Source organism: Anaeromyxobacter oryzae (genome assembly GCF_023169945.1).
Lineage (GTDB): Bacteria > Myxococcota > Myxococcia > Myxococcales > Anaeromyxobacteraceae > Anaeromyxobacter > Anaeromyxobacter oryzae.
The window spans coordinates 3,538,590-3,552,123 of record NZ_AP025591.1; the positions used below are offsets into that span (position 1 = coordinate 3,538,590).

The window sequence follows — 13,534 nt, forward strand, 5'->3', positions numbered from 1 at the left end:
TGCCCGTGCCCGTGAACGTGCCCGGCTTCTCCGTGGCCGTGACCCGCGTCCCGTGAGCCGTGGCCCGTGGCCCCTAGTCGGGGACCGGGAACTCACCCTCACGGATCGAGCCGCGTCGGACCGGGGCCACGGGCAACGTTAAGGCGGGCCACGGGCCACGGGAGTCGGATGACGGGCACGGGGGCGGGCACGTGTACGGTCACGTTTACGGGCACGGCGGAGCGCCGGCTGCGCGTGCGCGCCCTCCTTTGATACCTTCTCCCCGATGTCCCCCGACGCCCCCACCCGCGCCTCCCTCCTCGCCGAGGTCCGCCGCCTCGAGTCGGCCCTCGCGCGGGCGCAGGGGGCGCTCCGCGCCCTCGGGGGCGAGACCGTCCCCGGCGGACACCTCCTCGTCGAGGCCGCCGGGCGCCGCGCGCTCCTCCCGGCGGCGCGCGTCGTCGAGGTCGTCCGGCTCGTCGCGTTCACTCCGCTCCCGGACGCGCCGCCGCACGTCCTCGGCTCGTTCGTCTGCCGCGGGGCCCCCGTCTGCGCCATGGACCTCGCGGCGCTGCTCGGCGCGCCGCGCGAGCCGTCGCTCGACGCGCAGATCGCCGTCATCGCCGGGGTGCCCGCCGTCGGCCTCGTGGTGGATCGGGTCGAGCGGCTCGTGGAGTCGCCGCGCCTGTTCGAGGGCGACGTCACCGCGGGCACGCCGGAGGCGTGGAGGGGGTCGACGCTCGTCGCCGGCCTCTGCGTCGAGCAGGGCGAGGTGCTGCCGCTCCTCGATCCCGCGCCCCTCCTCGCGGCCGTCGCGGGGAGCGGCGGGTGAGCCCCGCCGTGCGGGCCCCGCCGTGAGCGATCCCGCCCCCGGCCCCGCGCTCGACGCGGTCGCGCGCGCCCTCGCCCGCGTCGCGGGGCTCTCCCTCTCCGGCGGGCTCTCCCAGGCGCTCGCGGACGCGCTCGCCGCCGCCGCCGCCGAGCGCGGCGAGCCCGCCGCCGCCCTCGCCGCCCGGGCCGCGGCGGGAGACGCCGACGCGCTCGCGCTCCTCGTCGAGCACGCCGTCGTGACCGAGACCGCGTTCTGGCGACACCCGGAGCAGCTCGACGCGATCGCGCGCCGGGCCGCGGCGGCGCCGGGGCCGCTCGCGATCTGGTGCGCCGGGTGCGCCACGGGCGAGGAGCCCTACAGCGTCGCGATGGCGCTCCTCGACGCCGGGCGCGCCGGGGCGGACCGGATCGTGGCCACCGATCTCTCCGCGCGCGCCCTCGCGGCGGCCGGCGAGGCCCGCTACCGCCCGCGCGCGCTCCGCCGGCTCCCGCCCGCGCTCGAGCGCTGGCTCGAGCCCGCCGACGAGGACGGCGCGCGCCGCGTGCGGGCGGAGGTCCGCGCCGCGGTGCGCCTCGCGCGCCACAACGTCGTCTCGGATCCGCCGCCGCCCGGCGGACCGTTCGACGTCGTCCTCTGCCGGAACGTGCTCATCTACTTCGAGGCGCCGGTCGCCGCCGACGTCCTCCGCCGGCTCGTCGCCGCGCTCCGGCCGGGCGGCGCCCTGGTGCTCGGGCCCGTCGAGCTCCCCCTCGCGGCGCCCCTGCCGCTCGAGCCCCTCGAGGTCGGCGCGGCGACGCTGCTCGTCCGGCCCGGGTGAGGCGGCCCCCCCCCCGGTCGCCTCGAGCTCGTCGAGGGGCGCGCCGCGCCCGTTCGTGGCTCGACGGGCTCGCGACGAGCGGTCTCTGCCTGCCGAGACGATGACGAGAGCGATCCCACCCCCGACCGGTTACGATCGCGCCGTGTTCGACGCCCTGCTCCACGCCCGCGCCCTGGACGCGCGCGCCCTCGCGAACCTCCGCTTCTTCGGCGTGCAGGGCGCGCTCGTGCCGTCCGACGACGCCGTGGCGCCCGCGACGGCGGCGGCGATCCGGGGGGGCTGGGACGCCGTCGTCGGCGCCGCGCGGCGGCTCCGGCGGGCGGGGCTCGCCGGCTACGCGGCCCTCGGCGTCCACCCGCGGCGGATCCCGCTCCGGGGGCTCGAGGCGCTCCTCGCGGAGCTTCCCGAGGCGCTCGGGCGGCCCGAGGTGGCGGCGCTCGGGGCGGTCGGGCTCGCCGAGGGCGGCGACCTCGAGGAGCGCGTGCTCCAGCGGCAGCTCGAGCTCGCGAAGGAGCTCCGGCGGCCCGTCCTGGTCCACGTCCCCTGGCGCGGCCGCGAGCGGCTCACCCGGCGCGTGCTCGCGATCCTCAAGGAGGCGGAGGTGGACCCGGCCCGCGTGCTGGTCGCCGGCGCCGATGCCCGGACCGTGCGCGCCATCGTGGGGTGCGGGCACCGCGCGGCGCTCTCGCTCTCGGGCGCCGCGGGCGGGGCCCGCGAGGCCATCGACGCGGCGGTGAAGCTCGTCGCGTCCCTCGGGCCGGAGGGGATCGTGCTCGGGTCGGACGCGGGCCTGTCCGGCGGCGACCTGCTCGCGCTGCCGCGCGCGGCGGACCGGCTCGCGAAGGCCGGGCTCGGCGCCGCCGTCATCCGCCGCGTCTGCGGCGGGAACGCGACGCGGCTGCTCGGGGTGGAGCCTTCGGCGCTGCTCCGTCGCGGACCCAGTGCCCGCTCCGGCCCCCCTTCTTCTCCATGAGCTCGATCGCCTGGATCGACATGCCCTTCTCGTATCGCTTCAGCATGTCGTAGATGGTCAGGCACGCCGCGGACACCGCCGCGAGCGCCTCCATCTCGACGCCGGTCCGGTCCACGGTCCGCACCGTCGCCGTGACCGCGACCCCGCGCGGTCCCGGGTCGGCGGTCACGTCGACGCCGGACAGCGCGATGGGGTGGCAGAGCGGGACGAGATCCGGCGTCTTCTTCGCGGCCATCACGCCCGCGAGCCGGGCCGCGGCGAGCACGTCGCCCTTCTCCACGTCGCCGGCGCGGATCCTCCGGACCGTGGCCGCCGACATCGTGACGAACCCGCGCGCTGTCGCGACGCGCTCGGTCTTGGGCTTCTCGCCGACGTCGATCATCTTCATGCGGCTAGTCCCAGGTCTCGGTGGCGTGCTCGCCCAGCCAGCGCTCCGCGTCGATGGCCGCCGTGCAGCCCGACCCGGCGGCGGAGATCGCCTGCCGGTAGCTCGGATCCGACACGTCGCCGGCCGCGAACACGCCGGGGACGCTCGTGTGGGTCGAGGGCGCCTTCACGGTCAGGTAGCCCACGTCGTTCATCGCGAGCTGGCCCCTGAAGATGCCCGTGTTCGGCTCGTGGCCGATTCCCATGAACACGCCCTTCAGCGGCAGGTCGCGCTTCGAGCCGTCCTTGGTGCTCTTCAGGCGAACGCCGGTCACGACCTTGCCGTCCCCGAGGACCTCGTCGATCGTGACGGACAGGACGAGCTCGATCTTCGGGTTCTTCCGCGCGCGGTCCTGCATGATCTTCGACGCGCGGAGCTCGTCGCGGCGGTGCAGCACGTAGACCTTCGACGCGTACTTCGTGAGGAAGGAAGCCTCCTCCATGGCGGTGTCGCCGCCGCCGACCACGGCCACGTCGACGCCGCGGAAGAAGAAGCCGTCGCAGGTCGCGCAGGCCGAGACGCCGCGCCCCTGGTACGTCTTCTCCGACGGGATGTTCATCCACTTCGCCGACGCGCCCGTCGCGATGATGACCGCGTCGGCCGTGTAGAGGTCGTCGTCGCGCCAGAGCTGGAACGGCCGGCGGGACAGGTCGACGCGGGTGATCTCGGACGCCTCGAAGCGCGTCCCGAAGCGCTCCGCCTGCTTCTTCATCTTCTCCATCAGCTCGGGGCCGAGGATCCCCTCGGGGAAGCCCGGGTAGTTCTCGACCTCGCTGGTGATCGTGAGCTGCCCTCCGGGCTGCATGCCCTCGAAGAGCAGCGGGTTCAGGTTGGCGCGGGCGGCGTAGAGCGCGGCGGTGTAGCCCGCCGGACCGCTCCCGATGATGACGAGCCTCTCGTGCTTGGCCATGGTCGAGATCCCTCCCGAGGCGGTGGAAAAGGCAACCTTCCTTATCCGCTCGGAGCCCCGGTGTCATGGGAAGGTTCACCCGGCGGGACGCCGTGGCTCGACGGGCGCGCCACCCTTCCGCCAGCAGACGAGCTGCGTCGGCCGCCACCCCTCTCGCGCGTAGAACGCGAGCGCGCCGCCGTTCTCGCGGTCGGCGAGGAGCTGCAGCCGCGTCGCCCCCCGCCCCGCCGCCCACCCCTCGATCCCCGCGAGGAGCTGCGCGCCGATCCCCGAGCCACGCTCGGAGGCGTCGACGATCATGTCCTCGACGAGCGCGGAGAGCGCGCCCTCCGAGGTGGAGACGACGAGCTGCGCGGTCACCATGCCGATGACGCGGCCGTCGCGCTCGGCGACGAGGACCGCCGCGCGCGGCTCGGCCAGGAGCAGCGCGAGGCCGCGGCGCTGGCGGTCCGCATCGGGCGCGAAGTCCGCCTCGATCCGGAACAGCTGGTCGAGGAGCGCGGCGAGGGCATCGAGGTCGTCGTTCCGCGCGAGGCGGAGCACGGGGTCGCTCATGGCGCGAGGATACCGCCCGCGCCGCGAACCGCGGCAGCCGCGCGCACCCCGGTCGACGTCCGGGCGGCCGAGCGCGCGGGTGCGACTTCGGCGCAGGAATCCTCCCGCGCGCCGGTGGTTTCATGAGGGACGGGGCGCGTGGGAACGCGCCCCGATGTTCGTTGACCTGTCCGGCGTTTTGGCGGAATCTCGGGCGTTTTCACGAGCGATCTCCGCCGTCACCCGCCACTGGAGTCCCATGTCCATCCGCTCTTCCGCCCTCGGTCTCGTCCTCGCCCTGGCCGCCTGCCAGTCGCCGCGCTCCGCCCAGCAGCCCGGCGCCCCGGCGCAGCAGCAGGTGAACCCCCAGGCGCCCGTCGCCAAGGTCGGCGTCCAGACCATCACGGCCGCGCAGCTCGACGACACCATCAAGAAGGACCTGAAGCAGCTCGACCAGCAGTACCAGGAGCAGGTCTACGAGCTGAAGCGGCGCGCGCTCGAGCAGATGATCCAGAAGCAGGTCTTCGAGGCGAAGGCGAAGGCGGTCGGCGTGTCCGTCGACGACCTCATCGACCGCGAGGTGGTGCAGAAGATCCCCGAGCCGAGCGACGCCGAGGTGAAGTCGCTCTACGACGCCGCCGTCGCGCAGGGGCAGAAGCTCCCGCCGCTCGCGCAGGTGAAGCCGAACATCGTCCGCTTCATCAAGAACCAGAAGGGCCAGGAGGTGCTCGCGAAGTACTACGACGGGCTCCGCAAGGACGCCGGCGTCGAGGTGCTCCTCCCCGCGTACGTGCCGCCGAAGGTGGAGGTGGCCGCGACCGGCCCGGCGAAGGGCGCGGCGGACGCGCCGGTCACGATCGTCGAGTTCTCCGACTACCAGTGCCCGTACTGCGTCCGGGCCGAGCCGACCGTGAAGGAGGTCGTGGCGGCGTACCCGGGCAAGATCCGGCTCGTCTATCGGGACTACCCGCTGCCGGGCCATAGCCTCGCGCCGAAGGCTGCCGAGGCCGCGCACTGCGCCGGCGATCAGGGGAAGTACTGGGAGATGCACGACCGGCTCTTCGCGGCGCAGGGCAAGCTCGACGTCGCGGACCTCAAGGGCTACGCCAAGGACGTCGGGCTCGACCCCGCGAAGTTCGACAAGTGCCTCGACTCCGGCGAGAAGGCGTCGGAGGTCGCGTTCCACAAGAAGGCGGGCGAGGAGGCCGGCGTGAACGGTACCCCGGCGTTCTTCATCAACGGCCGCCTCATCTCGGGGGCGCAGCCCGCCGAGGCCTTCAAGCAGGTCATCGACTCCGAGCTCCAGGGCGCCGAGAAGACCGCGAAGAAGTAGCGGCGGCGGGTGGCGCGCGCGGCGGCCGGGGCCTAGATCGAGGCCCGGCCGCCGTTTCATTTGCAGGCCCGAGGGAACCCGATGGGAGCTTACGGACAGGGCGAGGGCGCGTCACTGGGCGAGCGCCGGAAGACGCGGCAGATCCGGCTCGGCAACGTCCCCATCGGCGGGGGCGCACCCATCGTGGTCCAGTCGATGACGACGACGCAAACGGCGGACGCCGCGGCCACGCTCGCGCAGATCCGCGCGCTCGCCGAGGCGGGCGCGGACGTCGTGCGCGTCGCCGTGCCCGACAAGGACGCGGCGGCCGCGCTCCCCGCCATCGTCCGGGCGACGCCAGTCCCGCTCGTCGCCGACATCCACTTCGACTGGCGGCTCGCCCTCGCCGCCCTCGCAGCGGGCATCCACGGGGTGCGCCTCAACCCCGGGAACATCGGCTCGAAGGAGCGCGTCCGCGAGGTGGTGAAGGCCGCCCGCGAGCGGAGCGTGCCGGTGCGGATCGGCGTGAACGCCGGGTCCCTCGAGAAGGACATCGTCGAGAAGCACGGCTGGCCCACCGCCGAGGGGATGGTGGAGAGCGCGGCGCGCCACATCCGCTTCCTCGAGGACGAGGGCTACCGGGAGATCAAGGTCTCCCTGAAGGCCCACGACATCGCCATGACCGTGAAGGCGAACCGGCTCTTCTCCGAGCGGTTCGAGTACCCGCTCCACCTCGGCATCACCGAGGCGGGCACGCTGATGGCCGGCACGGTGAAGTCGAGCGCCGGCCTCGGCATCCTGCTCGCCGACGGCATCGGCGACACGATCCGGATCTCCCTGACGGCGGATCCGGTCGAGGAGGTCCGCGTCGCGCGGATGCTCCTCAAGTCCATGGGCCTCAAGTTCGGCGGCGCGACGCTCACGTCGTGCCCGACGTGCGGACGCTGCTCGGTGGACATGATCCCCATCGCCGAGCGCGTCGAGCGGCGGCTCGCGAACCTCAAGGGCGAGGTCCAGGTCGCCGTGATGGGCTGCGAGGTGAACGGTCCCGGCGAGGCCGCGGCCGCCGACGTCGGCGTGGCGTACGGCCACAACGGCGTCGGGCTGCTGTTCAAGGACGGCAAGATCGTGAAGCGGATGAAGGCGGAGGAGCTCGAGGAGGCGGTGGTCTCCGAGGCGCTCCGCATCGCGTCCGAGCGCGCGCCGAAGTAGCCGTCGCAGTAGCCGTCGCCGCCCGCCGGCGCGCGGGGGATCACGGGGCCGCGACGGCGCCCGCCTCGCCCAGCTCGGCGAGGTACGCCGCGAGCGCCCTCCGCTCCTCGTCGGTGCCCGGGAACGGCGGCATGGCCCGGTACAGCTCCGGGAGCCGGCCGATGGCGTCGTAGGCCCGCCGGACGTCCCAGCCCCGCACGCGGGGCGCGAGCGGGACCTCGCGGTGGCACCCCCAGCAGCGGCGCGCGAGGACCTCGCGGCCGCGGGCGACGAGCGCCGGCGTGACCACGGGGGGAGGATCGAGCCCGAGCCAGCGCGCGACCGGGAGGGCGTCCGCCACGATGACGAGCAGCGCCGCCACGGCGACGGCGACGAGCAGGACTCGTGTAGGCGCGCCCAAGCCGTTCCATTGTATAACCCCCCACCATGCACGTGGTCCGCTACAGCCAGGCCTTCATCCCGACGCTCAAGGAGGCGCCCGCCGACGCGCAGGTCGCCAGCCACAAGCTCCTCGTCCGCGCCGGCTTCATCCGGCAGCTCGGGGCCGGGATCTACGACTACCTCCCGCTCGCGAAGCGGTCGCTCGCGAAGATCGAGGCGATCGTCCGCGAGGAGATGGACGCCATCGGCGGCCAGGAGTTCTTCCTCCCGGCCCTCCACCCCGCGGAGATCTGGAAGGAGTCCGGCCGCTGGGAGGTCATGGGCGACAACATGTTCCGCCTGAAGGACCGCAAGGGCGGCGACTACGGCCTCGGCATGACGCACGAGGAGATCTTCACGGACATCGCGCGCGGCGAGCTCCGCAGCTACCGGCAGCTCCCGCAGGTCTGGTACCAGATCCAGACGAAGTTCCGCGACGAGCCGCGCCCGAAGTCCGGCCTCCTCCGCGTCCGCCAGTTCACGATGAAGGACGCCTACTCCTTCGACGTGGACCGGGCCGGCCTCGACCTGCGGTACGAGGACCAGCGCCGCGCGTACGAGAAGATCTTCACCCGCTGCGGCCTCGACTTCGTGGCGGTCCAGGCGCACTCCGGGTCGATGGGCGGCAGCGAGTCCTCGGAGTTCATGGTGAAGACGGAGGCGGGCGAGGACCTCGTCGCCGCGTGCCCGCGGTGCCGGTACGCCGCGAACACCGAGACCGCCACCTCGAGGGGCCCGGTCGCCGCCGCGAGGCAGGGGACCCGCAAGGATCGGCCGGAGAAGTTCCCGACGCCGGGCGTCCGGACCATCGACGACCTCGCCGCCGCCCCGTACCGGCGGCCCGCCGAGCAGCAGCTCAAGACGCTGGTCTTCGTCGCCGACGAGAAGCCGGTGATCGCGGTCCTCCGCGGCGACGACGACCTGCACGAGCCGAAGCTGCAGAGCGCCACCGGCGCGACCACGATCCGCCCGGCGCACCCGGAGGAGATCAAGGCCCTCCTCGGCGCGCTGCCGGGCTCGCTCGGCGCCGTCGGCGTGACGGGGACGAAGGTGCTCCTCGACGAGGCGCTGCGCGGGCTCGAGGGGATGGTCACCGGGGCGAACGAGGACGGCTTCCACCTCGAGGGCGTCTCCGTCCCGCGCGACCTCGGCCACGGCACCTTCGCGAGCCTGCGCACCGTGAAGGCCGGCGAGGGCTGCCCGCGCTGCGACGGCACGCTCGACGTCTTCCAGGCGCTCGAGGTCGGCCACATCTTCAAGCTCGGCACCAAGTACTCGGAGTCGCTGAAGGCGACGGTGCTCGACAAGGACGGCAAGCAGGTGCCGATCGTGATGGGCTGCTACGGCATCGGCGTGGAGCGCATCCTCGCCGCCGCCATCGAGCTGCACCACGACGACAACGGCATCGTCTGGCCGCTGTCGATCGCGCCGTTCCAGGCGACGGTGCTCACCCTCGGTCCCGAGCCGGAGCTGAAGGCCGCGGCCGAGGAGATCGTCGGCGCGCTGGCGAAGGCGGGCGTCGACGTCCTCTTCGACGATCGCGACGAGCGCGCCGGCGTGAAGTTCAAGGACGCGGATCTCGTGGGCGTGCCGATCCGCATCGCGGTCGGCAAGAAGGGCCTCGCGAACGGGCAGGTCGAGTGGAAGCTCCGCGCCGGCGGCGGCGTGGAGCTCGTGCCGCTGGGCGAGGTGGCGCGGAAGGTCGCCGACAAGGTGCGCTCGGCGGCGTAGCGGCGAGCACCGGGGCGCGGAAGGGAGCTTCCCATGCGCGCGAAGCTGTCGGTCGGGGCGGAGGGGGAGATCGTCCTCCCGCCCGCGGAGGCGGAGGGGCTCGGGCTCGCCGGCGGGGGCGAGGTGGACGTCGTGTCCGCCCGGAACGCCTTCGCGCTCGTCACCCCCGCGCGCGGCGACGCCCCCTCGGGCTGGTTCGCGGGCTCCCTCGCGGCGCTCACGGTCCCCGAGGTCGTCCAGTTCGTCTTCACGTCGCTCAAGACCGGCGTCCTGCTCCTCTCGTTCGAGCGCGACGCCACGCCGGCCCCGGACCGGCCGGAGGCGCTCCGGAGGAAGAGCATCTTCTTCCGCGACGGCCAGGTGGTGTTCGCGTCGTCCACGGACCCCGCCGACCGGCTCGGCAACGTCCTCGTCCGCGCCGGCGTCCTCGCGCCGGAGGACCTCGATCGCTGCGCGCCACTCGTCCGGGGCGGTCGCCCGCTCGGCCAGGTCCTGGTGGACGAGGGGATCCTGTCCTCGGGGCGGCTCTACGAGGGGATCACCGTCCAGGTCCGCGAGATCCTCCTCGGCGCGTTCGTCGAGACGGCCGGCCGCTTCGCGTTCCTGGAGGGGGCACACGACGAGCGGAACGCGGTGAAGCTCCCGGAGCGGACCCGCGACCTCCTCCTCGAGGGCATGAAGCGGGTCGAGGAGGCGGAGCGGCTCGCGGCGGAGCTCGGCGGGCGCGACGCGGTGCTCTCCCGCGGCGTGACGCCCGGGACGGCGCCCGGCGCGATCGAGGCGCGCGTCCTCGAGGCCGTCGACGGGCGGCGCACGCTCGCGGACGCCGCGCAGACCGCGGCGCTGCCGCTCCTCGAGGCGCTCCGCGCGGCGGCCGCCCTCGCCCGCGCGGGCACGGTGATCGCAGCGGCGGCCACGCCGGCGGCCGGCGTCGAGGAGGAGATCGTCATCGAGGTGGAGCCGCCGGTCCGGACCGACCGGCCGCGGCCGAGCGGACCCTTCGAGACCTACCGCCGGATCTTCAAGCGGGTGTTCGCCGGCCTCGCCGCCGCGCAGCCCGACGCCCGCGAACGGCTGAACAGCTACTTCGAGCGGCTCCCGGCGAAGCAGCGTCCCATCTTCGACGGCGTGTCGGTGGACGCGGACGGCGAGCTGGACGTCGCGCAGGTGCTCGTGAACGTGTCGGCGACCGGCGCGCACCGCGGCGCCGCCGCGAAGGCGCGGTCGCTCGAGGCGCTCGAGGACCTGCTCGCCTTCGCGCTGTTCGAGGTCAAGAACTGCCTCCCCAAGGCCGACGCGGACGCGCTCCTCCGCGAGGTCGGCCGGATGCAGGTCGGGAAGGCGTGACGTGCCGGCCCCGGGCCCCGGGCCCCGGGCATGAGGAAGAACCCCGAGCGCAGACGCGATCGTGGAGACCACATGAAGCCCAGCGACCGGATCTGCGCCGCCCTCGACTTCCCCTCCTTCGCCGCCGCCGAGCCGTTCGCGCGGACGATCGCGCCGCACGTCGGAATGCTCAAGGTGGGCCTCGAGCTGTTCGTCGCGGAGGGCCCGCCGGCGGTGAAGGCCGCCGCGGGCCTCGGCCGGCCCGTCTTCCTCGACCTCAAGCTGCACGACATCCCGAACACCGTGGAGGGCGCGGCCCGCAGCGCGGCGGCGAGCGGCGCGTCGCTATTGACCGTGCACGCGTCCGGCGGCGCGGAGATGGTGCGCGCCGCGGTGCGCGGCGCGGGCGGGAAGGTCCGCGTCCTGGCGGTCACCGTCCTCACGAGCCTCGACGGTGCGGCGCTCGACGCGATCGGGCTCGCCGGGCCGCCGGAGACCGCGGTGGTGCGGCTCGCGCGCCTCGCGGTCGGCGCGGGGGCCGGCGGCCTCGTCTGCTCGCCCCACGAGGTCGCCGCGGTGCGGGCGGCGGTCGGACCGGGACCGCTGCTCGTCGTGCCGGGCGTCCGGCCGCCCGGCGCCGCCCTCGGCGACCAGGCGCGCGTCGCCACGCCGTCCGACGCGGTGCGCGCGGGGGCCGACGTGATCGTCGTCGGCCGGCCGCTGCGGGACGCCCGCGACCCGGCGCAGGCGGCTCGAGACATCGCCGCTTCGATCTGAGCCGGCAGCGATCCGGGACCCGCCGTCGACGAGAGCGCGCCATGGCCGAGACGGAGCCCCGGGAAGCGCTGACGCTCGAGGATCTCGCCGACGTCTGGCACGTGCTCTCGCCGGAGGACCGCGTCGCCGGGTTCCGGCTCCTGCCGCGCTCCGAGGCCGAGGAGTTCTTCCTCTCGCACGACGCGCGCGATCAGGCCGCCCTGCTCCGCGCGCTGCCGCCGGAGGAGCAGCGCTCGTGGGCGCGCCTCCTCGCGCCGGACGACGCGGCGGATCTGGTGCAGGCGCTCCCGCCGGAGGCGCGCGAGCACGTCCTCGGGCTGCTCGACGACCAGACCCGTCGCGAGGTCCGCGCGCTGCTCGCCTACGCGGAGGATGACGCCGGCGGCCTCATGAGCCCGCGGTACGCGCGGCTCCGCCCGGACATGTCGGTCGACGAGGCGATCACGTACCTGCGGCGGCAGGCGCGCGAGCGCCTCGAGACCATCTACTACGTCTACGTGCTCGACGAGTCGCAGCGGCTGCTCGGCGTGGTGAGCTTCCGCGACCTGTTCGCCGCGCCGCCGGGCAAGGTCGTCCGCGACGTGATGCACGCGGACACCGTGGCGGTCCGCGACGACATGGATCAGGAGGCCGTGGGCCGGGTCTTCCGGGAGACCGGCTACCTCGCGCTGCCGGTGCTCGACGCGGAGGGGCACCTCAAGGGCATCGTCACCCTCGACGACATCGTCGACGTGGTCGAGGAGGAGGCGACCGAGGACATCCAGAAGCTCGGCGGCATGGAGGCGCTCGGCGCGCCCTACCTCCAGATCGGCTTTCGCAGGATGGTCGGCAAGCGCGCGGGCTGGCTCGCCGCGCTGTTCCTCGGCGAGATGCTCACCGCCACGGCGATGGCGCGGTTCGAGGACGAGATCGCGCGCGCCGTGGTGCTGGCGCTCTTCGTCCCGCTCATCATCTCGAGCGGCGGCAACTCGGGGTCGCAGGCGACCACGCTCGTCATCCGCGCGATGGCGCTCGGGGAGGTGCGGCTCCGCGACTGGTGGCGGGTGGCGCGGCGCGAGATCGGCGCCGGCCTCGCGCTCGGCACGACCCTCGGGTCGATCGGCTTCCTCCGGATCGTGATCTGGCAGGCGGTGCGGCCGGTCTACGGCCCGCACTACCTCCTCGTGGCGTCGACGGTGTTCTGCAGCCTCGTCGGCGTCGTGACCTTCGGCACCCTCGCCGGCTCGCTCCTGCCGTTCCTCCTCCGCGCGCTGAAGCTCGACCCCGCGAGCGCGTCGGCGCCGTTCGTCGCGACGCTGGTGGACGTCACCGGGCTCGTCATCTACTTCACGACCGCGAGCGCGATCATGACGGGGACGCTGCTGTAGGCGTTCACGGAGGGTCGCGGAGCTTCTCGTGGCCTTCGGCCCGTCAGCGCCCGGCGCGGCGGAGCAGGACGTAGAGCGCGCCCGCCCCGCCGTCCACCGGCCGCGCCGTCGCGAACGCGAGCACGTGCCGCGCGAACCGCGCGGTGGCGAGCCAGGTCCGGAGCGAGTCCTTCAGGATCGGCAGCTGGTCCTTCGAGTGGAGACCGCGGCCGTGGACGACCAGCACGCAGCGCTTCCCGGCCTGGCGCGACGCGCGGAGGAACACCTCGACCGCGCCCTTCGCCTCCTCGCGCGTCATCCCGTGCAGGTCGATGTGGCCCTGCACCGCGAAGTCGCCGCGGCGGAGCTTCCGGACGACGCCCGCGTCCATCCCCGCGACGCGCCCCTCGATGAACTCGTCGGAGTCGGAGAGGTCGAACGGCGCGTCGCCGGAGACCAGGGCGCGGAGCGCGTCGATGGCCTCGAGGTCCGGGTGGTAGAAGGTGCCGTTCGGCGCGGGCGGGGGCGGCGGCGGCACCGTGTCCGCGCCGCGCTCGACCTTCCGGACGCCGCTCGTCGCCCGCGCCCACAGCTCGTCCTCGGTCGCCTCGGGCGGCGCGGGCGGGGGTGGCGGCGGCGCGGGCGGGGAGACACGCCGCGGGGGGGCGGCCTGCTCCCTGGCGAGCGCCTTCAGCTTCTCGAAGGGGTTGTTGAACGGCTTCTTCGCCACCGCTCGACTATAACGGCGGACGCCGTGGACATCGAGATCCAGTGCCCCTACTGCGGCGAGCTCGTCACGATCTTCGTCGACCCGGGCGGCGGCGAGAGCCAGACGTACGTCGAGGACTGCCCGGTCTGCTGCCAGCCCTGGACGGTCCACGCGGTCGAGGAGGAGCCCGGCGGGTTCGCGGTCGCCGTGGGCCGGCAGGACGACTAGG

Annotated in this window: 15 protein-coding genes; 10 read left to right on the forward strand and 5 right to left on the reverse strand. The window is 74.3% G+C overall.

Annotated elements, in window-relative coordinates:
• Positions 1–265 precede the first annotated feature (265 nt).
• The 3 genes from AMOR_RS15400 (at position 266) to AMOR_RS15410 (ending at position 2,601) form a co-directional block, all read left to right on the forward strand.
• Positions 266–811 carry a chemotaxis protein CheW gene (locus tag AMOR_RS15400; RefSeq protein WP_248352442.1) on the forward strand — a complete coding sequence of 182 codons (546 nt, stop codon included), beginning with the start codon at positions 266–268 and terminating at the stop codon, positions 809–811.
• Positions 812–833: 22 nt separating this feature from the next.
• A complete protein-coding gene (locus AMOR_RS15405; protein WP_248352443.1) occupies positions 834–1,628 on the forward strand; it encodes a CheR family methyltransferase in 795 nt (264 codons plus the stop codon).
• A gap of 142 nt (positions 1,629–1,770) precedes the next feature.
• Positions 1,771–2,601 carry a TatD family hydrolase gene (locus AMOR_RS15410; RefSeq protein WP_248352444.1) on the forward strand — a complete coding sequence of 277 codons (831 nt, stop codon included), beginning with the start codon at positions 1,771–1,773 and terminating at the stop codon, positions 2,599–2,601.
• Here the strand turns inward: AMOR_RS15410 and moaC are convergent.
• From moaC to AMOR_RS15425, 3 genes are all read right to left on the reverse strand, one after another.
• A complete protein-coding gene (gene moaC, locus AMOR_RS15415; protein ID WP_248352445.1) occupies positions 2,492–2,989 on the reverse strand; it encodes a cyclic pyranopterin monophosphate synthase MoaC in 498 nt (165 codons plus the stop codon). The two genes, AMOR_RS15410 and moaC, sit on opposite strands and share 110 nt — an antisense overlap.
• 4 nt (positions 2,990–2,993) lie before the next feature.
• A complete protein-coding gene (gene trxB / locus AMOR_RS15420; protein ID WP_248352446.1) occupies positions 2,994–3,938 on the reverse strand; it encodes a thioredoxin-disulfide reductase in 945 nt (314 codons plus the stop codon).
• Between the two features lie 75 nt (positions 3,939–4,013).
• Entirely contained in the window at positions 4,014–4,493 is a 480-nt protein-coding gene (locus AMOR_RS15425) for a GNAT family N-acetyltransferase (RefSeq protein ID WP_248352447.1), read from the reverse strand.
• A gap of 238 nt (positions 4,494–4,731) precedes the next feature.
• Here AMOR_RS15425 and AMOR_RS15430 point away from each other — a divergent pair, with 238 nt between their 5' ends.
• Both AMOR_RS15430 and ispG read left to right on the forward strand, forming a co-directional pair.
• Positions 4,732–5,805 (forward strand): thioredoxin domain-containing protein, encoded by a 1,074-nt coding sequence (locus AMOR_RS15430; RefSeq protein WP_248352448.1) that lies wholly within the window; start codon positions 4,732–4,734, stop codon positions 5,803–5,805.
• An 81-nt stretch (positions 5,806–5,886) separates the two neighbouring features.
• Complete coding sequence (ispG, locus tag AMOR_RS15435; protein WP_318653811.1) at positions 5,887–6,996, forward strand: flavodoxin-dependent (E)-4-hydroxy-3-methylbut-2-enyl-diphosphate synthase; 1,110 nt, start codon at positions 5,887–5,889, stop codon at positions 6,994–6,996.
• Positions 6,997–7,036: 40 nt separating this feature from the next.
• Here ispG and AMOR_RS15440 read toward each other — a convergent pair whose 3' ends face one another.
• Positions 7,037–7,396 (reverse strand): c-type cytochrome, encoded by a 360-nt coding sequence (locus AMOR_RS15440; protein WP_248352449.1) that lies wholly within the window; start codon positions 7,394–7,396, stop codon positions 7,037–7,039.
• Positions 7,397–7,422: 26 nt separating this feature from the next.
• On the opposite strand from AMOR_RS15440, the gene AMOR_RS15445 reads away from it, so the two are divergent.
• The 4 genes from AMOR_RS15445 (at position 7,423) to mgtE (ending at position 12,617) form a co-directional block, all read left to right on the forward strand.
• Entirely contained in the window at positions 7,423–9,147 is a 1,725-nt protein-coding gene (locus tag AMOR_RS15445; protein WP_248352450.1) for a proline--tRNA ligase, read from the forward strand.
• 33 nt (positions 9,148–9,180) lie between these two features.
• The gene (locus AMOR_RS15450) at positions 9,181–10,494 is read left to right on the forward strand and encodes a DUF4388 domain-containing protein (protein WP_248352451.1); all 1,314 of its coding nucleotides are present in this window, start codon (positions 9,181–9,183) and stop codon (positions 10,492–10,494) included.
• A 72-nt stretch (positions 10,495–10,566) separates the two neighbouring features.
• Positions 10,567–11,250, forward strand: coding sequence for an orotidine-5'-phosphate decarboxylase (gene pyrF, locus AMOR_RS15455; protein ID WP_248352452.1), 684 nt, complete (start codon positions 10,567–10,569; stop codon positions 11,248–11,250).
• A 41-nt stretch (positions 11,251–11,291) separates the two neighbouring features.
• The gene (mgtE, locus tag AMOR_RS15460; RefSeq protein WP_248352453.1) at positions 11,292–12,617 is read left to right on the forward strand and encodes a magnesium transporter; all 1,326 of its coding nucleotides are present in this window, start codon (positions 11,292–11,294) and stop codon (positions 12,615–12,617) included.
• Between the two features lie 43 nt (positions 12,618–12,660).
• Here mgtE and AMOR_RS15465 read toward each other — a convergent pair whose 3' ends face one another.
• The gene (locus tag AMOR_RS15465) at positions 12,661–13,326 is read right to left on the reverse strand and encodes a Smr/MutS family protein (protein WP_248352454.1); all 666 of its coding nucleotides are present in this window, start codon (positions 13,324–13,326) and stop codon (positions 12,661–12,663) included.
• A 24-nt stretch (positions 13,327–13,350) separates the two neighbouring features.
• On the opposite strand from AMOR_RS15465, the gene AMOR_RS15470 reads away from it, so the two are divergent.
• A complete protein-coding gene (locus AMOR_RS15470; RefSeq protein WP_248352455.1) occupies positions 13,351–13,533 on the forward strand; it encodes a CPXCG motif-containing cysteine-rich protein in 183 nt (60 codons plus the stop codon).
• The last annotated feature ends 1 nt before the right edge of the window (position 13,534 follow it).

What these genes read in the sequence shown, in the direction of transcription:
- AMOR_RS15450 (WP_248352451.1), top strand. Translation starts at nt 9,181, where the DNA reads ATGCGCGCGAAGCTGTCGGTCGGGGCGGAGGGGGAGATCGTCCTCCCG.
- pyrF (WP_248352452.1), top strand. Translation starts at nt 10,567, where the DNA reads ATGAAGCCCAGCGACCGGATCTGCGCCGCCCTCGACTTCCCCTCCTTC.
- moaC (WP_248352445.1), bottom strand. Translation starts at nt 2,989, where the DNA reads ATGAAGATGATCGACGTCGGCGAGAAGCCCAAGACCGAGCGCGTCGCG.
- AMOR_RS15445 (WP_248352450.1), top strand. Translation starts at nt 7,423, where the DNA reads ATGCACGTGGTCCGCTACAGCCAGGCCTTCATCCCGACGCTCAAGGAG.
- AMOR_RS15425 (WP_248352447.1), bottom strand. Translation starts at nt 4,493, where the DNA reads ATGAGCGACCCCGTGCTCCGCCTCGCGCGGAACGACGACCTCGATGCC.
- AMOR_RS15400 (WP_248352442.1), top strand. Translation starts at nt 266, where the DNA reads ATGTCCCCCGACGCCCCCACCCGCGCCTCCCTCCTCGCCGAGGTCCGC.
- AMOR_RS15430 (WP_248352448.1), top strand. Translation starts at nt 4,732, where the DNA reads ATGTCCATCCGCTCTTCCGCCCTCGGTCTCGTCCTCGCCCTGGCCGCC.
- mgtE (WP_248352453.1), top strand. Translation starts at nt 11,292, where the DNA reads ATGGCCGAGACGGAGCCCCGGGAAGCGCTGACGCTCGAGGATCTCGCC.
- trxB (WP_248352446.1), bottom strand. Translation starts at nt 3,938, where the DNA reads ATGGCCAAGCACGAGAGGCTCGTCATCATCGGGAGCGGTCCGGCGGGC.
- ispG (WP_318653811.1), top strand. Translation starts at nt 5,887, where the DNA reads ATGGGAGCTTACGGACAGGGCGAGGGCGCGTCACTGGGCGAGCGCCGG.